This is a genomic window from Subtercola lobariae (assembly GCF_014640255.1).
Classification (GTDB): domain Bacteria; phylum Actinomycetota; class Actinomycetes; order Actinomycetales; family Microbacteriaceae; genus Subtercola; species Subtercola lobariae.
In genome coordinates this window covers 574,601-595,156 of the sequence record NZ_BMGP01000003.1, presented here as the reverse complement: position 1 = coordinate 595,156, position 20,556 = coordinate 574,601, and the positions used below count along the sequence as shown (strand labels likewise).

General features: G+C 64.8%; 20 protein-coding genes. 12 read left to right on the top strand and 8 right to left on the bottom strand.

Annotated elements, in window-relative coordinates; all coding sequences use genetic code 11:
• Positions 1–37: 37 nt before the first annotated feature.
• Positions 38–1,015 carry a zinc-binding dehydrogenase gene (locus tag IEX24_RS10745; RefSeq protein ID WP_188677954.1) on the bottom strand — a complete coding sequence of 326 codons (978 nt, stop codon included), beginning with the start codon at positions 1,013–1,015 and terminating at the stop codon, positions 38–40.
• A gap of 110 nt (positions 1,016–1,125) precedes the next feature.
• On the opposite strand from IEX24_RS10745, the gene IEX24_RS10740 reads away from it, so the two are divergent.
• From IEX24_RS10740 to IEX24_RS10730, 3 genes are all read left to right on the top strand, one after another.
• The gene (locus tag IEX24_RS10740) at positions 1,126–1,290 is read left to right on the top strand and encodes a hypothetical protein (protein WP_188677952.1); all 165 of its coding nucleotides are present in this window, start codon (positions 1,126–1,128) and stop codon (positions 1,288–1,290) included.
• Between the two features lie 22 nt (positions 1,291–1,312).
• The gene (locus tag IEX24_RS10735) at positions 1,313–1,930 is read left to right on the top strand and encodes a class I SAM-dependent methyltransferase (RefSeq protein WP_229715234.1); all 618 of its coding nucleotides are present in this window, start codon (positions 1,313–1,315) and stop codon (positions 1,928–1,930) included.
• Positions 1,931–1,991: 61 nt separating this feature from the next.
• Entirely contained in the window at positions 1,992–2,819 is an 828-nt protein-coding gene (locus tag IEX24_RS10730) for an SMP-30/gluconolactonase/LRE family protein (protein ID WP_203585901.1), read from the top strand.
• A gap of 111 nt (positions 2,820–2,930) precedes the next feature.
• Here the strand turns inward: IEX24_RS10730 and IEX24_RS10725 are convergent, their stop codons facing one another.
• Together IEX24_RS10725 and IEX24_RS10720 are read right to left on the bottom strand one after the other, a co-directional pair.
• Positions 2,931–4,355 carry an alanine--tRNA ligase-related protein gene (locus IEX24_RS10725; protein ID WP_188677950.1) on the bottom strand — a complete coding sequence of 475 codons (1,425 nt, stop codon included), beginning with the start codon at positions 4,353–4,355 and terminating at the stop codon, positions 2,931–2,933.
• Between the two features lie 43 nt (positions 4,356–4,398).
• Positions 4,399–5,160 (bottom strand): CPBP family intramembrane glutamic endopeptidase, encoded by a 762-nt coding sequence (locus IEX24_RS10720; RefSeq protein ID WP_229715233.1) that lies wholly within the window; start codon positions 5,158–5,160, stop codon positions 4,399–4,401.
• A gap of 54 nt (positions 5,161–5,214) precedes the next feature.
• Between IEX24_RS10720 and IEX24_RS10715 the strand changes: the two genes are divergently transcribed.
• The gene (locus IEX24_RS10715) at positions 5,215–5,565 is read left to right on the top strand and encodes a nuclear transport factor 2 family protein (protein ID WP_188677947.1); all 351 of its coding nucleotides are present in this window, start codon (positions 5,215–5,217) and stop codon (positions 5,563–5,565) included.
• Positions 5,566–5,618: 53 nt separating this feature from the next.
• Positions 5,619–6,425 carry a DUF4190 domain-containing protein gene (locus tag IEX24_RS10710; protein ID WP_188677943.1) on the top strand — a complete coding sequence of 269 codons (807 nt, stop codon included), beginning with the start codon at positions 5,619–5,621 and terminating at the stop codon, positions 6,423–6,425.
• Between the two features lie 13 nt (positions 6,426–6,438).
• Here IEX24_RS10710 and IEX24_RS10705 read toward each other — a convergent pair whose 3' ends face one another.
• Complete coding sequence (locus IEX24_RS10705; RefSeq protein ID WP_203585902.1) at positions 6,439–7,377, bottom strand: NADP-dependent oxidoreductase; 939 nt, start codon at positions 7,375–7,377, stop codon at positions 6,439–6,441.
• Positions 7,378–7,485: 108 nt separating this feature from the next.
• Between IEX24_RS10705 and IEX24_RS10700 the strand changes: the two genes are divergently transcribed.
• The 3 genes from IEX24_RS10700 (at position 7,486) to IEX24_RS10690 (ending at position 9,401) form a co-directional block, all read left to right on the top strand.
• The gene (locus IEX24_RS10700) at positions 7,486–8,127 is read left to right on the top strand and encodes a TetR/AcrR family transcriptional regulator (RefSeq protein ID WP_188677940.1); all 642 of its coding nucleotides are present in this window, start codon (positions 7,486–7,488) and stop codon (positions 8,125–8,127) included.
• 256 nt (positions 8,128–8,383) lie between these two features.
• Entirely contained in the window at positions 8,384–8,809 is a 426-nt protein-coding gene (locus IEX24_RS10695; RefSeq protein ID WP_188677937.1) for a MarR family winged helix-turn-helix transcriptional regulator, read from the top strand.
• A gap of 22 nt (positions 8,810–8,831) precedes the next feature.
• Entirely contained in the window at positions 8,832–9,401 is a 570-nt protein-coding gene (locus IEX24_RS10690; protein WP_188677934.1) for a YbhB/YbcL family Raf kinase inhibitor-like protein, read from the top strand.
• Positions 9,402–9,504: 103 nt separating this feature from the next.
• On the opposite strand, the gene IEX24_RS10685 is transcribed toward IEX24_RS10690, so the two are convergent.
• A complete protein-coding gene (locus IEX24_RS10685; protein WP_188677931.1) occupies positions 9,505–9,909 on the bottom strand; it encodes a VOC family protein in 405 nt (134 codons plus the stop codon).
• Between the two features lie 111 nt (positions 9,910–10,020).
• Between IEX24_RS10685 and IEX24_RS10680 the strand changes: the two genes are divergently transcribed.
• The gene (locus IEX24_RS10680; RefSeq protein ID WP_188677928.1) at positions 10,021–11,133 is read left to right on the top strand and encodes a helix-turn-helix transcriptional regulator; all 1,113 of its coding nucleotides are present in this window, start codon (positions 10,021–10,023) and stop codon (positions 11,131–11,133) included.
• On the opposite strand, the gene IEX24_RS10675 is transcribed toward IEX24_RS10680, so the two are convergent.
• Positions 11,093–11,602, bottom strand: a complete 510-nt coding sequence (locus IEX24_RS10675; RefSeq protein WP_188677925.1) for a MarR family winged helix-turn-helix transcriptional regulator — start codon at positions 11,600–11,602, stop codon at positions 11,093–11,095. The two genes, IEX24_RS10680 and IEX24_RS10675, sit on opposite strands and share 41 nt — an antisense overlap.
• Positions 11,603–11,705: 103 nt before the next feature.
• Here IEX24_RS10675 and IEX24_RS10670 point away from each other — a divergent pair, with 103 nt between their 5' ends.
• From IEX24_RS10670 to IEX24_RS10660, 3 genes are all read left to right on the top strand, one after another.
• On the top strand, positions 11,706–13,292 hold the full coding sequence (locus IEX24_RS10670) for a DHA2 family efflux MFS transporter permease subunit (protein WP_188677922.1): 1,587 nt from the start codon (positions 11,706–11,708) through the stop codon (positions 13,290–13,292).
• Positions 13,289–14,506, top strand: a complete 1,218-nt coding sequence (locus IEX24_RS10665; RefSeq protein WP_188677920.1) for an FAD-dependent monooxygenase — start codon at positions 13,289–13,291, stop codon at positions 14,504–14,506. The genes IEX24_RS10670 and IEX24_RS10665 overlap by 4 nt, the downstream gene beginning before the upstream one ends.
• 206 nt (positions 14,507–14,712) lie before the next feature.
• Positions 14,713–17,043, top strand: a complete 2,331-nt coding sequence (locus tag IEX24_RS10660; protein WP_188677918.1) for an arylsulfatase — start codon at positions 14,713–14,715, stop codon at positions 17,041–17,043.
• Between the two features lie 58 nt (positions 17,044–17,101).
• Here the strand turns inward: IEX24_RS10660 and IEX24_RS10655 are convergent, their stop codons facing one another.
• Together IEX24_RS10655 and IEX24_RS10650 are read right to left on the bottom strand one after the other, a co-directional pair.
• Positions 17,102–19,462 carry an arylsulfatase gene (locus IEX24_RS10655; protein ID WP_188677915.1) on the bottom strand — a complete coding sequence of 787 codons (2,361 nt, stop codon included), beginning with the start codon at positions 19,460–19,462 and terminating at the stop codon, positions 17,102–17,104.
• Between the two features lie 108 nt (positions 19,463–19,570).
• Complete coding sequence (locus IEX24_RS10650; RefSeq protein WP_188677912.1) at positions 19,571–20,467, bottom strand: SDR family oxidoreductase; 897 nt, start codon at positions 20,465–20,467, stop codon at positions 19,571–19,573.
• Positions 20,468–20,556 lie beyond the last annotated feature (89 nt).

Genomic DNA, 20,556 nt, shown 5'->3' with positions numbered 1-20,556 from the left:
TACCGCGCGGCTTGCGTGCGGGCGACGAACGGGGCGGCTACGGGCGAAGCAGAATCTTGCCGTCGCGGCCCGAAACAAAATTCGCGTCGCTCGCCACGCGTGCGTCGTCGAACGAGTACGTTGCTTCAACGGGCAGGGTGAGATCGCCATCGTGGATGCGTTGAACGAGTTCGGCAAACAGCGCACGACGCGTGTCGCTTGGCATGGTGGCGCCGACGGTGCTGCCCCAGAATCCCTTCACGGTGAGATTCTTGAAGATGATGTCGCCGGAGCTGATCTTCATGACCGGTGAGGCCATGGCCCCGAACACGACGAGCGAGCCCTGTTCGGCGAGCAGCGAGAGCACATCGCCGCTTGCTGAGCCGCCCACCGAATCGATGCCCACCCGAAGAGGCGCACCTCCAGTCAGCTCGCGAACCCGTTCGACCCAGTTCTCAGCGTCAGTCGATACGACGTTGACGATGCCTTGCGCAGCGAGTTCGTCAACCCCTGCAGCGCGGCGCACGAGGCCCAGAATGTTGATCTTGCGCGGCGCGGCAAGCTGGGCCACGAGTCTGCCGACGGCACCGTTCGCCGCGTTCTGAACCAGCCAGTCGCCTTCGGCGAGGCCGAGGCTTTCGAGCAGGCTGATGGCGCTGAAGGGCATCGCAACGAGCTGGGCTGCTGCCTCGTCGGTGATGCTGTCGTCGACCGGAATCAGTGCGCCGGCTTTGGCGATGAAAAACTCGGCCCAGACTCCGAAGGTCGAGCCAGAAGCGACGCGCTGCCCCACGCTGAGGCGCGTCACCCCCTCGCCAAGTGCGTCGATGATGCCCACCGCTTCGGTGCCGGCGCGGGCCGGAAGTTCGGGTTTGAAGCCGTAGGTGCCGCGAATGGTCCACAGGTCGTGGTTGTGAATGGGCGAAAGAATCGTGCGCACCCGAACCTCACCAGCACCCGGTTCGGGAAGGGGTACTTCTTCGACCGAGAGTACATCGGAGGCTTCTCCGAACTGGGAGTGAATGATGGCGCGCATGACGGTCTTCCTTACTTCAATGACCGTCTCATCATATTTTGGGTGCCCCGATCATCCACTACCGAAAGGCACGATCGCACGAACGTGCAGAGGCGAGGCGTGCACAGGGAGTGCACACACGCGATTGCACGTCATGGGGCCAGTTGGTGCTGGCGATTGACGCGGTTCTCGGTCAGCAATGGGGTTTTCTGCTGCTCGAGGGCGTCTGGGCGATCGTTTCGGCGATAAGTCTTCTAGCTGTGCTCACCCGTCGCGAGTCGCGCGTCGCCCACTAGCGATTTCTCTAGACTCGGTCGCGTGGTGAACGAAATCAGTGAGGTCAGCCGCGCCTACTCGGGTCGGGCGGCCGAATACATCGACCTCGTGGGGTCGATGAGCGCCGTGCATCCATCTGACCTTCAGATCGTGTCGACGTGGGCGCAGACCGTCGACGGCGAGATTATCGATGCGGGCTGTGGGCCTGGTCAGTGGACGAACTTCTTTGTAGAGGAGGGGCTCACGGCCAGGGGAGTGGATGCCGTGCCCGAGTTCATTGCGCATGCCAGAAGCACGCACCCCGAGGTGAGCTACACGCTCGGCAACCTCGATGCTCTCGATGCGGCCGCCGGGTCGGTAGGCGGCGTTCTCGCCTGGTTCTCGCTCATTCACCGCGAACCCGAAACGGTAGGGGTCGCGCTGCGGGAGTTCGGCCGCGCGCTCAAGCCCGGCGGCACCGTACTGATCGGGTTTTTCGAAGGCCCCGTGGTCGAGCAATTCGCCCATAAGGTGACGTCGGCATATCGATGCTCGGTCGACGACCTGAGCGCTGAGCTGACTCAGGCCGGCTTCGAGGTGGTCGAATCGTACGTGCGCAAGACCACCGGTCAGCGGTCGCACGCATCCATCATCGCCCGGGTTTCGGCGCTAGATCGCTAGGGCGCACGCTGCGGCGAGTGCAGAATGGTGTCGGCACTGAGAGCCGACCGGGAGGGCAAACGTGACTGAGGCGAAAACTGTCATCGCAGGCATCGGCATGGGCGAGAGCGCTCGTTGGCACGATGGTTCGCTCTGGTTCGCCGATTGGCTCGCCGGCACCATCTCGGTGCTCGAGGCCGACGGGCAGGCGCGTGTTGTGGTTCGCGTTCCGTCGTTTCCCATTTCGTTCGACTGGTTGCCAGACGGGCGGATGCTCGTTGTCTCCGGTGCGCACGGCAAGCTCTTGGTGCTCGACGACGGCGAGCTTCAGCCGTACTACGATCTGCACGACCTCAACTCGTTTTCGTGGAACGAAATCGTCATCGATGATGCCGGCAACGCTTATGTGAACGGCATCGGCTACGAGTTTCCGGGCGAGCCCAAGGTCGCTGGGGTGGTGGCCGTGGTCAGGCCTGATCGCACGGCGCAGCTGCTCGCCGCCGACCTCGCCTTTCCGAACGGCATGGTTCCGACGCCCGATGGCACGACCGACGGCACGCCCGCCGGCACGACGCTGATCGTGGCAGAGTCGCACGCCGGGCAGCTGACCGCCTTCCCTGTGCTGCCCGATGGCTCGCTCGGGCAGCGGCGGGTGTGGGCGGCAGTACCAGAGAGCGCTCCCGACGGAATGTCGTGGTCGCCCGACGGCGTCTGGTACGCCGATGTGCCGAACCGGCACTGCGTTCTTGTCGGCGAGGGCGGAGCCGTACACCGAGTCGCCGACTTCGGGGCAGCCTGCTTCTCGTGCGCGACAGACGGCACAACGCTGTTCGCTATGACCGCGGCCTGGCCGCTCGATTTCACCCCGGGCGCCGCGCCAACGGGCGAGGTTCGCACGCTCACCCTCTGACAAGTGGATGCTCGGCCCCGCGCGCTCGTCGCGCAGCGCTCATTCGCGATGTGGCCGCGCGCTCGCACTGAAGCCTCCGAGCTGCCGGTTCGCCGAGCCGCCGAGCCGCCGCTACGCCGCCCCGCCCGGCAGCCCCGCCGCCCCCAGGTGCGTCGCCGCCCGCGACCGCGCCCGCTGCTCATCGAGCGCCGCCTCGAACTCGGCCTCCCACTCCGCGTCGACGTCGATGCCCTGCCGCAGGGCCTCCTCGACGCTCAACTCTTTCGGAAATCCGTTCGTATCTGAGAGCACGAAGATGTCGTGCCCCGTCATGGTTCGCCCCGTGAATCCGGCAACCGACCGAAGCCCTGAGGCGAGCGTGCGCCTGAACGCGCGCTCCTCTTTCATCAGCACCTCGATGACCTCACCGCGCCGCTGCCGCACCTCGGGGTAGTCGTCGGCGTACAGGTCGGCGATGACGGGAACGACCTCACCGAAGAAATTCTCGCTCAACCCGAGCGCGAGGGCGAACCGAATGGCGCGCCGCAGCAGGCGCCGCATCACGTAACCCTGCTCCTTGTTCGACGGCCGCACACCGTCGACGGCGAGAAACGTCGCCCCGCGCAGGTGATCCGCGATGATGCGCATCGCTCGCGTCTCGTCGTCGTAACTCGTGCCCGTCAGCTCTTGCAACTTCTCGACGATGGGCCAGAGCAGACTGATTCGAAATACGTCAGGCGAGTGGATGGCGGCCGCCGCAATACGCTCCAACCCACCCCCGAAGTCGACGTTTCGGCGCGCGAGCGGCACGAACGAACCATCGTCGAGGCGCCGATACTGCATGAACACCTGGTTGCCGATCTCCATGAACTGCCCGCTGTCACTCGCCGGGTGCGCCAAGCCGAAGGCGGGGTCGTGGTGTTCGGGGCCGAAATCGTAGAACACCTCGCTGTCGGGCCCGCACGGGTCACCGATGGGAGTGCCCACGAGCGAGCCGCCCCGCGACCACCAGTTCTCACCGCCGTCGTAATAGAAGATGCGTTCGCCCGTGCGTACCCCACGGGCATCCCTATCGGCCTGGCTGCCGATCGCAGCGATACCGGCCTCGATGCCGCGTTCGGCGAATACGGCCTGCCAGATGTGCGCGGCCTCTTCATCGCGCGGAATGCCGTTCGCCTCGTCGCCGATGAAACAGGTGACCGAGAGTCGTTCGGGGTCGAGGCCCACGATGTCGACGAGAAACGTGAAGAACTGGCGAATCTGCTGCTCTTTGAAGTAGTCGCCGAGGCTCCAGTTGCCGAGCATTTCGAAGAAGGTGGTGTGCCGGTTGTCGCCCACCTCGTCGATGTCTTGGGCGCGCACGCAGGGCTGGCTGTCGGTGAGGCGTACGCCTAATGGATGCTCGGCGCCCAGCAAATACGGCAGAAGTGCCTGCATTCCGCCGCCCGTGAAGAGCGTGCTGGTGTCAGCCGGAACGAGATTCGCCGGCGTGATGACCGCATGGCCACGCTCGCGCAGGTAGTGCAGGTACGAGTTGCGAATTTCGTGCGCATCCATCTGTCAAGAATTCCATATCGTTTCGCATCTGTGCGACGCGATGCTACGCGGTGAGCTTCTCGTCGGCACCGCGGATGACGAAGGCCACGGTGGCCAGGCCCACGATGCCCGCGACGATGTTAACGATGGCGCCAAGAGCCGATGTGGCGGCGGGAGTGCCGTGGCCCACCGCGAATGTCGAGAAGTCCCAGAGGCCGTGTAGCACCATGGCCCAGATGAGCGTGCCCGAGGCGCGCCTCAGAATGTAAAAGATGGTGCCGCCGAGAAAGGCGAGACCGACTTGTTGAATCGTCGGACCGAGAGCTTGCCCCGAAAAGGCATTGATCAGGTGCATCAGCCCGAAGAGCGCTGAGCTGATGAACCAGACCCAACCCTCGCCCAAGCGGCTGCGAAGCGCGGTGAGCAGGAGGCCCCGTGTTGTGAGTTCTTCGGTGAACCCCACGAGAATCAGAACGATGCTGGCGCCGAAGAAGGCGAGGTCGTACGAACCCCAATCGGTTGACACCAGGTTGAGTACGAGGGCGATGCCCATGATGATCGGCGCGATCAGAGTCCAGCGGGGTGCGTGATGGCGCTCGAACAGGGCTGGTCGCCACCAGCCCAGAAGGCTCGTCGTCACAGCGAGCAGAATGGCGGCGACGATGAGCGACAGCCCAGCTCCGAAGAAGAGGTTCGACCCGCTGTCGCCGAGTGCCGGGTACGAGACGCCGCTCAGCTTCTGCACGGCGAATACCACGACGATGTACCCGACGTAAATCGCAAGGCCGATCCAGATACGCGGGCGAACTCTCAACTCTGCTCCCATGAGACGATACTGGCAGAGCATTCGCCGAAATTCGGCTATTGAGGGAGAACTGCGATGGCCACGACGGCTGAACTACTTAGAGCTAATCTGCACCAGGTGTTCGGGCGTGATGCCGCGCTGCGGCGCCCCGCAATCGAGGCCTCATTCGCCGCCGAGGCCACGTTCACCGACCCCGAGCACGCCACGCAGGGGTGGGATGGCATCGAGCAGACCGCCGCAGCATTCCTCGACGCTGCTCCGGCCGACTTCGTCTTCGTCGAAGACGGCCCCATCTACACGGGCACCGGTTCAGGCGCCTTACCATGGGCTTTCGGCCCGGCGGGCGCCCCCGTCGTTCACGGCATAGACATCATCACCGTTCGCGACGGCAAAATCGTCGCCCTGAACACCCTCGTGCACCAATAGCCCCGAATTCCTCTCGCTCAGAGCGCCGCGCATCCATCAGCTAGGGTCGAGTCGTGACCAGTGATGACACCCGAACGGATGCCCGGCCTTTTAATTCGCTCGCGATTGTGTCGTTCGTCTGTTCGTTCGTTGTGTCGCTCGCGGCCGTCATCACCGGGCATATCGCCCTCTCGCAGATCAAGCGTCGCAGCCAGCAGGGGCTGGGGGAGCGGGGCCGCGGGTTGGCTATCGCGGGTGTGGTCATCGGGTATGCGGGTATCGCAATCAGCATCGTCACCGTGGGCGTCGTTGCAGCGCTGTTCGTGACGGGGAGCATCCATACCGGGTCGAATGCGGCGCCGCTGGTACCCGTCATTGCCCCTGACCTCACGTTCGCGGCCGGTCAGAGCCTGAAACCCGAGAGCACGGTTGCGTTCACCGATTCGTTTGCGAAGAAGTCAGGTTGGAACGAAACGAAGAAAGACTACGGTGACGGCAACTCGCAGTACAGTTCGCCTGGCGGCACCTGCACGGTGAAGTTTGCGCGCACGCCGCTCGAGTCTGTTCAAGTGGTCAAGAACGACGACAAGGCGACCACAGACAATCTGCTGGCAATGGTCGACGATGCGAGTTACGCCGATGTCGGCACGTACGCCGATAGCAGCACCATTTCGCAAGGCAACACCCTGAACGGGTCCTCGGTCGACGTTCGCGAGATGGGCTGGTCGGGGGCCGACGGAGCCGAAGGCGCGACGCTGGCGCGTGCGTTCACTGCCGTCGGCTACGGGCTCTCGGCCGACATTTCCTGCCCCGACTCGGCGACCCTCACCAAGGCTTCGGCCACAGTGTCGAGCACGCTCGCGATCGCCGTCACGGGCTAGCGGCGCCGACGGTTTACGGCAGCAGCATCAGCTTGCCGCGGGCCTTGCCGCTCAGGCTGATGGCGAGCGCGGTCTGCCACTTGTCGAGCGCGAACGTGCCAGCGATGGGCACGACGAACTTTGCGTCGGCCGCGAGCTGCGCGAACTCGGGCAGCGGCTCGGGTCTGTTCGTCAGGTCTTCGCTGAAGGTGGCGCGAACACCGAGCTCGGCTGCACCGGCGAAGTCGGAGGCGGTGAGCACGTGCTGCGGGTCGCCGCCGGCAAGGCGCAGCAGGTCGGGCAGCGCGCCGCCGACGGGCGATGTGTCGAACGCAAGATCAACAGGCCGGCCGTCGGTGAGCTCGAAAACGCGCTCGACCAGCCCATCGCCGTAGGGCGTGACGAGTGCCCCGAAATCGCGAAGCTGCTGCGCGTAGGTGTCTCCGGCAGTCGCGATGACACGCATACCGCGAAGAAGCGCGATTTGCACGGCGGCGAAACCGATGGTGCTGCCGGCCCCGTGAATGAGGATGGTCGCGCCCGGGTCGAACCCCAGCCAGTTGAGGTGGTGAAACGCCGTATCGACGGTCATCGGCAGCGCGGCAGCCTGAACAAGATCGAGCCCGTCGGGCACGGCGAACCAGCGGTTCATGATCGCCTCATCAGACGCACCTGCGCTTGAGCTGTTCGCCCAATCCGTGGTTCCGAACACCACATCTCCGAGCGCGACGCCGGTGACGCCGTCGCCGATCGACGTGACCGTGCCCGACACGTCACAGCCGATGCCTCGGGGCAGGTTGCCGGCGAAGAGCCCCCGGCAAAGCGCCCAGTCGGCGGGAGCAAGCCCGGCGGCATGCACTGCCACCCGAATTCGCCCGGGCCCGGGCTCCGGAATGGGTGCGTTCTCGAGTGTCAAAACATCGGCCGGCTCGCCGTAGTCGTGAAATCGCACGGTTCGCATCTGGTCGGGCATGTTTTCTCCACTCGTTCGGTGACGGCCGCTGAGCTCCGTCATGCGGTAGCGTCAGCCACTGACTATACCGTTTCGTCAGTGGCTGACGCAACCTGCTAGTCTTACGACATGCCCCGTGATGGTCGTGTCGTTCGCAAACGCCTGGAGCGCGCCGGCCTCGAGCTGATGTCTGAGCACGGCTTCGACGGCACGACGGCTGAGCAGATCGCCGCGCGCGCCGGCGTCACCGAACGCACCTTCTTTCGGCACTTCCCCGACAAACGCGAAGTGTTGTTCGCCTCCGAAGACGAACTGCACGAAGTGACAGTGGATGCCCTGGCCGCCGTACCTCTCGATCTCGATGCTCTCCCTGCCTTGCAGAGAGCGTTCCACGGTGTCGTGCCGTTGATCGAACGCAACCGTACTCTTGCGGCGCTACGTGCGCCGATCATCCGCGCTTCCCCCTCCCTCATGGAGCGCGAGCTGGCCAAGACGAGTTCGCTGATCGAGCTCGTTGCAGACGGCCTCAAGTGGCGAGGTGTCAGCGAGATCACTGCCCTCTTCTGCGCTCAGGTGGGCATGGATGCGTTCAGCACGGCCATCAGGCGCTGGAATGCTGCGACTCACGGCTCGACTGCGGCTGTCGGCACTTTCGCGGCTGTTGGCACGCCCGCGGCGGCCGGCACCGCTGACCTGCACGAAGAGCTCGACGAGGTCTTCGACGATCTCCGCGTCATGACGCAGACGCTCACGCCAACCGCTGTGCGGTAGCGAGTGCGTCGGCTGGTTCGACGGCAGTCGACGCCGTGGCGGCTGCTCCGGAGTGTCTCGCCCTTACACGGCGAGGCGACCACCGTCGACGGGCAGAACCGCGCCGTAGATGTGCTTCGCCTGCTGCGAGGCCAAGAACACGATCGCGTCTGCACTGTCGTGCCCACGTTGCGCCCGGCTCGCTAGGTGGTGTCGCTCACAATTACTAAGGTCTACTAAGTAAATGCTATGGTCTACTAAGCAATAGGAGACGAGCATGAGCGAGAACGTCGATGAGGTCGGCGCCGAACTTCGGCGAGCCGCCACGCGGCTGTACAGCCGATTTCGCGCAGAGCGACTCGAGGGCGAAGTCACCGACGCCGCTTTGCTGGTGCTGCTCGTTCTCGACAAGCAGGGTCAGCTGAATCTCACCGAACTCGCCTCGTCGGTGAAGGTCACGCTCGGCTCCGTAAGCCAGACAGTGCGGCGCCTCGAGCAACTCGAGTACGTGACCAAGAGTCGCGGCCTCGAAGACCGCCGCACGGTGCTCTTCAGTCTCACCGAGCAGGGCATGGCTGCCGTGACGGCGTCACGGCAGCACCGCCGCGACTGGCTCAATGGGCATCTCGCCGAACTCAGCCCTGATGAGTTGTCAACGATTGCCGCGGCGGCACCGATCTTGCTCGCCATTGCCGATTCCTGAAGATTCTTGAAGAAGGAGCACTATGCATCCCGTCGAAGTTCTGCTCGTTCCACTCGGTCTGGCGTTCCGCGGCCGCCGCGGAGACGAGGCAGCGAGCTTTTCCCACGCGCCAGAACTCGCTACCGATACGCGCCTCACGCTGACCTCGCCGAGCTTCGCTGAAGGCGAAGAGATTCCCGCGAAGCACTGCGGCCGCTTCATCGGCGCCGAGATTTCGCCCGCGCTCAGCTTCGGTGATCTGCCCGCAGAAACGGTGGATCTGCTGCTCGTGATCGAAGATCTCGACGTTCCGCTCGCCACTCCGAGCATCCACACCATCGTCGCGTTCGAACCGCGTGGCGATGGTCTGCCCGAGGGTGCTCTGAATGCTCCGGATGCCCGTTTTCGGTTCATTCCCGGCACCGGCGGGCGCACCGCCTACATCGGACCCCGACCTTTGCCGGGCCACGGCCCGCATCACTACAGGTTTCACCTGTATGCGCTCGACGCTCGCGTCGATGCCACCGCGATTTCTGGCATCAGTCAGGTGCCCGCCGCGCTCGACGGGCATGTGTTGGCCTCGGGCCTGCTGACGGGTACCCGAACCTCGTAGCGAACGTGGCGGCGGCAGACGGCGGGGGCGGGAGCGGCGCGTGACCGGCGACGGGTGGCGGGTGGCGGGTGCCGAGTGCCGGGCGCCGGGTGGCGCGAGCTGGCTACTGAAGGCCGAAGCGTTCGCGCGCGGCCGCCGTGGTAGGGGTGAAGAAGTTGATGAGGTTGCCGTCGGGGTCGCGAAAGAGCAGCGAACGGTTTCCCCACGGCAGTTCGGTCGGGCCGCTCACGAAGTCGGCGACGATCTCGCGAAGGCGCGGAACAAGCGCGTCGACATCGTCGACCAGAAAGTCGAGGCACACGCTGCGGTTCGCGCCGGCCTCGGCGGCGCCGTCACCGAGTAAGCTCACCGTCTGCGTGCTGGCAATGGCGAGAGTGCCGAGCGGCGTCTCGAGTACGCCGAATAGTGGGTGCAATCTGCGGGAGGCGATGCCGGTGACCGCCTCATAGAACGCGATGAGGTCGTCGACGTTGTCGGTGAAGATGCGAGTGGATGCGAATTGAGTCATTGCTGCTCTCCTGTGCAGTCGAGGCGTGCCCGGATGGGGCCGGCGCCGGAATGCCCAGACTAGAAACAGTAGCGGGCGTATTGCGCCCGGTATTTGGCTCAGAATTGCCTTATGGTGTCTGCAACTTCACGAGCCCTCGAGTTGCTCGAGCTGATGGAATCGGCGGGCATCCGCTCAGCTCGAGAACTTGCCGATCGGCTGAACCTCGACGAACGCTCGGTGCGCCGGCACATCGAGAGGCTGCGCGAGTTGGGAATACCGGTCGAAACCGTGCGGGGGCCCGGTGGTGGCTATCGAATTGCATCGAGTTTTCGGCTGCCGCCTCTGATGTTCAGCGAAGAGGAGGCCGTCGCTTTACTCGCCGGGCTGACTGTTGCGCGCGGGGGAGTGAATCAGCTCGCAGCGAGTTCAGCGCTTGCCACTGCCATCGCGAAGGTACAGCGCAGTCTGCCGAAGGCGCTCGCTGAACGGGTGAGCGCGCTTCTCGACGTGGTGGTGGGCGCCGAGCGTGCCGGCGACGAGACCGACCCGACCATCGTGCTCACCGCGGCCGACGCGATACGGTCACGGCGGCCCGTTGCGCTGCGATACCGGTCTGCAGAACGAAGCTCTCAGCGCACCGTTCAGCCGCACGACCTGGTTGCCTACAACGGGCGGTGGTATCTCACCGGTCTCGATTCGCTCGGCCGAGAGCGCCGCGTTTTTCGGCTCGACAGGGTCGCGTCGCTTCGCGCGCTCGACGGCAGCTTCGCCGCGCCGCTCCCGCGAGATGCGCTGGGCGATCTGGTTCGCGGGTTCGCGACCGCGCCCCATCGGTACACCGTGCGTTTGCGCATTCAGGCTGCGCCCGACTGGATCGAGAGGCATCTGCCGCCGAGTGTCGCCACGCTCGAGCGGCTGCCAGGGCAGCCTGCTTCGGTTTCGGCCCCTGCCACAGGCTCGGCGGCCCCGGGCTCGGCAGTCACGGGCACGGCGGCCACGGGCACGGCGGCCACGGGCTCGGCGGCCACGGGCTCCGCCGCCGCCGCGCGCTCAGCCGAGCGCGGAGATGCGTGGTTTCGCGCGATCATCCACGCCGAGTCGCTGGAGTGGCTGCCTCGCATTCTGCTCGCGCTCGATCGGCCCGTCATCATCGACGAGCCCGACGAGCTTCGAGTCACTCTGATCAATCAGGCGGCGAAACTCACTCGGATTGCTTCTGCGAGTGTGCCGGCGCTTGACTGACCTCGCTGAGGTACTCGGTCATGGTCTGTGTCACCTCGCCCAGAAACCGTTCGATCTCGGCCAGAGTTTCGGGGGAGTAGCTCGCCAGCATGGCGCCCATGCGCTCGGCGAGCGGGTCGAAGAAGTCGTCGATCATCGATTCGACACCATCGGTCGAATGTAGAGTCACCACCCGGCGGTCGGCGTTGTCTCTGGCCCGTTTGATGTGGCCGGCGTCTTCGAGGCGATTCAGCAACGACGACGTGGCGCCGCCGGTGAGTCCGATGCGGTGACTGAGTTGGGTCTGAGTGAGCGGCTGGCCGGCGTCTTGGGCGGCGAGTATCTCCACCAGCGCGGTGGCGTCGGTCGTGTGAAGGCCCGAGTTCACGCCGAATTGGTGGCCCATGTCGGCGAACGCGGCCCCGTGCATCCGCAGGCCCGCCAGTATGCGGTCGCGCTGGGCGGCGTGGATGTTCGTGGAATCAGTCATGGCCGAAACTCCTTCTGTCAAGCAGTCTAGCGACATTTGGTTACATCGTCATTTCATTTGATGATGGGGTATATTGATGGTGTAACTAATTGAGAGGTCGCCCATGGCAGGTTCAGCAGTATCGCTACGACAATGGCTCGGTTTGATCGGGGTGTCGCTCGGCGTCGCGATGATCGTGGTCGACACCACTATCGTCAACGTCATCACGCCCGCTGTGATCGACGACCTCGGCATCGACTCGTCGCAGGCGCAGTGGATTCAGGAATCGTACGCGATCACCTTCGCGGCGTTGCTGCTGGTGTTCGGCCGGCTCTCTGACCTGATCGGGGCCAGGCGGGTCTTCACCATCGGAATCGTCGCGTTCGGCGCAACCAGCCTGCTGGCCGGGCTGGCGCCGAGCGGTGACATTCTCATCGCGGCCCGGTTTCTGCAGGGAGCAGCGGGGGCGATGCTGCTGCCGACCTCGCTCGCACTGCTCAACCAGACCTTCACGGGCGCGACCAGAAACCTCGCCTTCGCCGTCTGGGGCTCGACCATCGGTGCGGCCACAGCAGTCGGACCGGTTATCGGCGGCTGGCTCTCTGAGCACGCCAGCTGGCGGTGGGCGTTCGGTATCAACGTGCCGCTGGTCATCGTGGTTCTCGTGTTGATTGTGACCTGCATTCTGCCCTCGGCCAAGCGAGCCGGGAGCATTGATGCGGTTGGCGCCGTGCTCTCGGCGATCGGCCTCGCAACCCTCGCATTCGGTTTGATCGAGGGCCGAACCTACGGCTGGGTGACGACAGAACGCTCGCTCGACGTGTTCGGTTTCAGCTGGAACAGCGGGCTCTCGCCGGTTTTCGTCTCGCTGCTGATTGCGCTCGTTGCGCTCAGCCTGTTCGTTTGGCGACAGGTGCGGTTGAGTCGCGAGGGTTCGAGCCGCGAGCCGCTGATGGACACGCGACTGTTTCGCATCTCATCGTTTCGCAACGGCAACGTTGCAACCCTGATCATCGGGCTCGGCGAGTTCGGCATCATCGCAATCGTGCCGCTGTGGCTGCAGTTCGCCCTGAACTACTCGCCGTTGCAAGCGGGCGTGGCTCTGCTGCCGCTGGCCGGCGGCAGTTTCATCGCGAGCGGGTTGAGCTTCAGCGTTGCGAGCAGGCTCTCGGCCATCGCCCTGGTGCGTATCGGCCTGGTGCTCGAGGCGACGGGCCTCGTCGCGCTCGGCGTCGTGGCAGCAACTACGAGCGCACCGTGGTGGGCGATCTCGCTCGCGCTGTTCGTTTATGGCATCGGGGTGGGGTTCGCGACAGCGCAGGTGACGAATGTGGTGCTCGCCGAGGTGCCGGCAGAAGACGCGGGCCAGGGCGGGGGCATCCAATCGACGTTCAGGCAGCTCGGTTCTGCACTCGGCATCGCGGCCTTGACGACGCTGTTCTTCAGCACGCTTCGGTCAGGTGTAACTGACTCACTGACGTCGAGTGGCGTGCCCACAGATCAAGCGAACCAGTTCGCCTCGGCGATCACCGACAGCGCGGGTGCCGCCATTGCACAGCTCGGCGCGAACCCGGCCACCGCGGCGGTCGCCCAGGCGGCGCGCGACGCGATGGCGAGCGGCGTGGCGATCGGCGCCTACGTTGCCGCCGGCACGTTGTTGCTCGGTTTCATCTCGACCCTCTTCATTCCCCGAGCGAAAGATCACTCATGACTCGTCAAATAACCGCACTCATCTCGGGAGCCAGTATCGCCGGCCCCGCCCTCGCGTACTGGCTCGATCGGTACGGTTGGGCGTGCACGGTGATCGAACGTGCCCCAGAGTTTCGTGACGGCGGCCAGAACATCGACGTTCGCGGTGCCGGGCGCGAGGTACTGCGCCGGGCCGGGCTCGAAGAGGCCGTGCGAGCAGCCACCACGGGCGAGGTCGGCACACGATTTCTCGGCAAGGGCGGCGCGGTTGTAGCCGAGTTTCCGGTGCGCGAATCTGAGTCGGAGGGCGCCACCGCCGAACTCGAGATTCTTCGCGGCGACCTCGCCCGCCTTCTCGTCGACGCCGGCAACGAGCGAATCGAGTACATCTACGGCGACCAGATCACCGGTATCGACGACTCGAGCGACGGCGTCGAGGTCACGTTCGAGCACGCCGCCCCGCGCCGCTTCGACCTCGTGATTGCGGCCGACGGCATGCGCTCGAGCACTCGCGACCTCGTCTTCGGCAGCGAGGCGTCGGTTCGCCCGCTCGGCATGCAGACGACCTACCTCACTATTCCGCGCACCGAAACCGACACGTCGTGGTGGAACTGGTACAGCGAACCCGGCGGACTCACCGTCACCCTGCGACCCGACCGGCACGGCACCACCCGGGCGGTGCTCTCGTCGGTCGTCTACGGCGAGCAGGTCGATGTGGATGCCCGTGCCGCCCGCACCTCGGCCGCCGACCACAAGGCACGCCTCCGCAGGCAATTCGCGCACGTCGGTTGGGAGGCCCCGCGCATCCTTGCCGCCCTCGACGATTCGCCCGACCTGTATTTCGAGAGCATCGGGCAGGTCACCGCGCCTCGCTGGTCGCTCGGCCGCGTCGTTCTGGCCGGTGACGCGGCGTGGTGCGCTTCGCCGGTGAGTGGCATGGGCACCAGCCTCTCGCTCGTGGGCGCCTACGTGCTGGCGGGCGAACTCGCCGCGCACGTGCACCACGCAGACGCGTTCGCCGGGTACGAGCGCATCATGCGGCCCTTCGTCAACCAGGCGCAAAACCTGCCTCCGGGCGTGCCGAAGATCGCAAACCCGAGAACGCGCGCCGGTCTGGCTGCCTTGCACGTCGCGCTGCGCGCCGCATCCACCCCCCTCGTCGGCAAACTCACCGGCCGCTTCTTCAGGCCGCCGGCCGACAAGATCGACCTGCCCGACTACAGCCACCTCGGGTAGCGAGTGGCGGCGGCAGCCGTGCCAGCTCGTGCCGAACCCGAGCGGGGGGCGGGCGCGGCTCGCCGAGAACCGGCCTGCCCTGCACGCCACCGTACAACTGAGCCGGCGCCGCAATCGAGCAAGAAGCTGCACTCGGGCACTGGCCGTCAGACAGGGTACATGCCACCATTATGGGGGCATCACCGATACGTCTGACGGAGGACAACATGGCAGAGTTCAAGGGAATCATCAATCTCGACGTGCGTGACTCGACTCCCGATTGGGATGCGTTTCTGCCCAAGAAGGCGCCCGCAGGGTCGCCGAACGTGTTGGTGGTGCTCTTCGATGACACCGGGCTCGCGGCGTGGTCGCCGTATGGTGGCCGCATCGAGATGCCGACCCTCGACCGGCTGGCGGCGAACGGACTCACCTACTCGCAGTGGCACACCACGGCGCTCTGCTCGCCGACGAGATCGACGTTCTTGACCGGCCGCAACCATCACTCGAACGGGTTCGCCTCGATTTCGGAGTCGTCGACGGGCTTTCCCGGGTACAGCTCACACATTCCGCGCGAGAACGCGACCATGGCCTCCGTTCTGCGCCGGGCCGGCTGGTCGACGTTCTGGGTCGGCAAGAACCACAACGTTCCCGTCGACGAGTGGTCGATGGGCGCCTCGAAAGAGCGCTGGCCTCTCGGCCAGGGTTACGACCGGTTCTACGGATTCGTAGGCGGCGAGACGAACCAGTGGTACCCCGACCTCGCCGAAGACAACCACTACATCGACCAGCCGTACCTGCCAGAAGAGGGCTACCACCTCTCGAAAGACCTGGCCGACAAAGCGATGTCGTTCATTCGCGACAGCAAACAGTCTGAGCCCGACAAGCCTTGGTACCTCTGGTTCTGCCCGGGCGCGAACCACGCCCCGCATCACGCGCCGCAAGAGTACATCGACAAGTACAAGGGAATGTTCGACGACGGCTATGAGGCCTACCGCGAGTGGGTTCTGCCCCGGATGATCGAGCGAGGCATTCTGCCCGAAGGCACAGTATTGACCGAATTGAACCCCATGCCGCCCGAAACTTTCGCTGAGGGCGACTCCGTGCGCCCGTGGGCGGAGCTGTCTGACGACGAAAAGCGCCTCTTCAGCCGTATGGCCGAAGTGTTTGCAGGCTTTTCGGAGTACACCGACGTGCAGGTGGGGCGCATCATCGATTACCTCGAGGAGTCGGGTCAGCTCGACAACACCCTCGTCATCTTTGCTGCAGACAACGGTGCTTCGGGCGAAGGATCACCCAACGGCTCGGTGAACGAAGGGAAATTCTTCAACGCGTACCCCGACACGATCGAAGACAATCTGCCGCTGATCGACAAGCTCGGCTCGCCCGCCACATACAACCATTACCCCACGGGGTGGGCGGCCGCCTTCTCAAGCCCGTTCCGCATGTTCAAGCGATACACCTATCAGGGCGGCGTCTGCGACCCCTTGGTGATCTCGTGGCCGAAAGGAATCGCAGCGCGCGGCGAGGTGCGCTCGCAGTACCACCACTCCACAGACATCGTGCCGACCATTCTCGAGGCTTGCGGAGTCGAGTTTCCCGACATCGTCGACGGTACCGTGCAGAATCCACTCGCCGGAGTCTCAATGGCGTACTCGTTCGACGAACCAGACGCGCCCACGACGAAGAAGGTTCAGTACTACGAGATGTTCGGGCAACGCGGCATTTGGCACGATGGTTGGAAGGCCGTGACCGAGCACGGGCCGATCTCGGGCATGAGTAACTTCGAAAACGACACGTGGCAGCTTTTTCACACCGACGTCGACCGAGCTGAGGCCTCTGACCTCGCAGCCGAGCATCCCGAGAAGGTGCAAGAACTGGTAGCTCTCTGGTTCGAAGAGGCGCAGGCTAATAATGTACTGCCTCTGAACGATATGCAGGTCGCCGGCAAAGACCTCGCAGCGTTCATCGCCATGGAGTTCAAGGTGCCGGTGCCGCCGGGCGGAACGTACACCTACTACCCCGGCACGAGCGAAGTGCCAGAGCGGTCGGCCGCGAACACCCACGGAGTCTCGTGGAAGGTGCTCGCCGACCTGACCACCACCGCCGACACGGCCGGGGTCATCTTCGCCCACGGCGCCCGATTCGGCGGCCACTCGCTCTACGTCAAAGACGGTTCGCTGCGGTACGTGTACAACTTCTTGGGCATTCCACCCGAGCAAGTCATCGAAGCGCCGATGCCCGCCGCCGGCGACCACGTTTTCGGGGTCGACTTTCAGAAGGAAGAGCGTGGGCAGCACGGCGAGTGGCTGGGCACCGCAACGCTGTTCATCGACGACGACCCCGTCGCCAGCGAACGCATTCGCACCATGCCGGGTCACTTCACCCTCTGCGGCGAGGGGCTCTGCATCGGGTACGACGGCGGTGACGTGGTGAGCACCGCGTACAAGCCGGGCTACACCTTCACGGGCGGCGAATTGCGAAAGGTCGTGTTCGATGTGGCCGACGACGTGTACATCGACGTCGAACGGCACCTCGCGGCTGCGCTGTCTCGCGACTGAGCACTGAGTTCGTCGGCTGAACCCCGTCGGTAGCGGCGGGGTTCAGCCGACGTGAGCGCTACTGCTTCGCCATCGCTACCCTGAAGCGCTCTTCTGGCGAGATGAGATGGTCGACGTCTTCGGCGGCGGCGTCGATGTCGAGCTGCACCCATTCGACTCGGCCGTTGAACACGTTGTTGCGAGGTCCGTACTCTTCAGAGACCGAGGAGCCGGCGTCGCTTCCCACCTCGGTGGTCTCGTCCATGGAGAAAATTCCCCAGTGGGTGCGCTCGACGCGGCCGGTACCGACAGGCGAGCCGTCGACGTAAAGGGTCACGTCGCCGCCCTTACCGATTCCGCCACCGTCGTAGACGAACTCCATGCGCACCTGATGCTTTCCAGCTGGCAGTGGCGCGTCTGAGCCCACGTAATACATGCGCGCGCCGGTGAAGTTGTACGCGTACCGCAGGGCGCCGTCGAGTGTGTAGAGCGACCACCCGCCGCCGTTGCCACCCTGGGCCACGATGACTCCGCTTGCTCCCGCCTCAGGGACAGTGATCTCTGCCGTCACCGAGTGCGACTTGTTCTTCGTGTTAATGACCACGTTCTCTTGCAGCCGGTGCATGCCGCCGAACAGCAGTTGCGTGTTGCCGGCGATGGGGTTCGGCCGGCCGGCGAGCTCGGGGTTGAAACGCTCGGCGAACCGGGGTTCGAGTGGAAAAACGTTGTATTTGCCCGCCTCGAGATCGAACAGTCGCTGCAGAGCCTTCAGCTTCTCGGGGTTCGATGCGGCGAGGTCATTCGCCTGCGTCCAGTCGGTGTTCGTGTCGTAGAGCTCCCACACGTCTGAGTCGATGTCTTCGCTGCGGCCCGAGAACTCCCACGGGGTGGCGTGCTTCGTCACGGCAGTCCAGCCCTCGTGGTAGATGCCGCGGTTGCACATCATCTCGAAGTACTGCGTCGTGTGCCGCTCGGCCGCCGCCTTGTCGTTGAAGCTGTACGCCATGCTGACCCCGTGCATCGGTTCTTGCTGCACACCGTTGACCGAGGTGGGTATCGGCAAGCCGGCGGCCTCCAGGATGGTCGGGGCGATGTCGATGACATGGTGAAACTGCGTGCGAATCTCACCCTTGGCCTCGATGTTCGAAGGCCAGTGCACGATGGTTCCGTTTCGGGTGCCGCCGAAGTGCGAGGCGACCTGCTTGGTCCACTGGTACGGGGTGTCCATGGCGTGGGCCCAGCCCACGGCGTAGTGGTTGTAGGCGCGGGGCGATCCGAGATCGTCGATGCGGTCGATAATCCACTCAGCCGTGGCCAGGTCAGGCGCCTCAGACACCATGATCTCGTTCGAGGTGCCGAGCAGAGTGCCCTCGGCAGAAGCTCCGTTGTCGCCGATGATATAATACACGAGGGTTTCGTCGAGAATGCCGAGCTCGTCGAGCGAGTCGATGACCCGGCCGATGTGAAAGTCGGCGTATTCGAGAAAGGCCGCGTAGACCTCCATCTCGCGGGCGAGCACGGGCCTGAGGTTCTCGGGCTGGTCATCCCAAGACGGAATCTCGTCGGGTCGTGTGGTGAGTGCGGCGTCTTGCGGCACCACGCCGAGCGCCTTCTGGCGGCCGAACATCTCTTCGCGCAGCACATCCCAGCCCTGATCGAATTTACCCTTGTACTTGGCGACCCACTCTTCGGGCACGTGGTGCGGGGCGTGGGTCGCGCCCGGGGCGAGGTAGGTGAAGAACGGCTTGTCGGGCGCCAAGGCCTTTTGCTGTTTCATCCACAGAATTGCGTGGTCGGCGAGGTCACCCATCAGGTGGTAGCCCTCTTCGGGAGTACCCCACGGCTCGACGGGCGTGGTCTGCTCGTAGAGGGCCGGGTACCACTGGTTGTTTTCGCCGCCGATGAAGCCGTAGAAGTACTCGAAGCCGCCGCCGGGGTGTGGCCAGTGGTCGAACGGGCCAATGGGGCTCGACTCGAACACCGGAACTTCATGGCACTTGCCGATCTGCGCGGTCGAGTAGCCGTTCAACCGCAGAATCTCGGCCAGCGGCGCGCAGGTGTTCGGGCGCAGCGAGTTGTAGCCCGGGGCCGAGGTCGCCATCTCGGTGATGGCGCCCATGCCGACAGAGTGGTGGTTGCGGCCCGAAAGCATCGCCGCGCGGGTGGGCGAGCAGAGCGCCGTCGTGTGAAAGCGGTTGTACTTCAGGCCGTCGGCCGCCAGGCGTTCGGCTGTCGGGGTGGCGCAGGGCCCGCCGAAGGCACTGGATGCTCCGAAGCCCACATCATCGAGCAGAATGACCAAAACGTTTGGGGCGCCCTTCGGGGGCCGCAACGGCTCGATGGGCGGAAACGACGTGTCGGGGTCTGTCGTGACGTACGTAGTCAATCCCACCGGCTTCGTGTCTGCAATCGGCAGAACCTGTCGTTGAATCTCGGCCATCGAAGCACCCTTCCACACCATCGAACAGAACATGTTCAGTCTGTCGGGAAGCGGCGCTCGGGTCTAGTGCACCCCGCCGGGGAGTGCATGACCCGAGCAAAGCGCTCCTCACGATGCCGAGTACGCGCCGCCCTCAATGTCTTCGATGAGCGTCGGGCCAGAGGGAACCCAGCCCAGCAACTGCTGCGTGCGCGCCGACGACGCCGGAATGTCCATACCGAAGAACGTGCCGATCGGGCCGAATTGCGGCACGGTTTCGTCGGCCGATATCGACCGCACGGGCAGATCGAACGCGCGCCCGATGGCCTCCGCGATCAGCTTCGTCTCGATCGCCTCTTCGCCGATGGCGTGCAGCACGGTGCCCGGCGCCGCCTTCTCGAGCCCGAGACGCACAACGCGGGCAGCGTCAGAGCGGTGCACCGCGGGCCAGTGATTCGTTCCCTCGCCGATGTACGCTGCGAACCCCTTGGCCCGGTCGGCGTCGACGAAGATCTTCGTGAACCCGTTGTCGCCCACGCCGTGCACCGTGGGCGCGAAGCGCACGCTCACCGCACCAACGCCGCGGTCGACGAACTCGAACGCGCGGTTCTCGCTGCCGCCGCGCGGCGACTCGAGACCGTGAAACGGTGACGCGTCGTTTTCAGTGAGCGAACGACCAGGCACAGCGCCAGCCACACCAGAGGCCAAAAGCAGCTTACGATTCGACCCGGCGAGCACCTCGCCGATCGTTTCGATGGCCTCGCGCTCAGCCTTGTTCGACAGCTCCGGATGCGCCCAGTCATGCTTGTTGGCCAGGTGAATAGTGGCGTCGGTCGTGGCCGCACCCTCACGCAGCGAGTCGAGATCGTCGAGGTCGCCGCGCAACACCGAGGCTCCCTTCGCTGAAACGGAGGCGGCCGACGCGTCGGAGCGTGCGAGCCCCAACACCTCGTAGCCGCCTGCGAGCAGCTCGTCGGTGACGGCCGAGCCGATCCAGCCTGATGCTCCAGTAACAAAAATACGCATGAAAATACTGCTTTCTGCTCTGCCCCGCGGCAATGGCGGAGGAGTAATGTCAGAACCTGTCATGAGGTTCTGATCTCACTCTAGCGCGT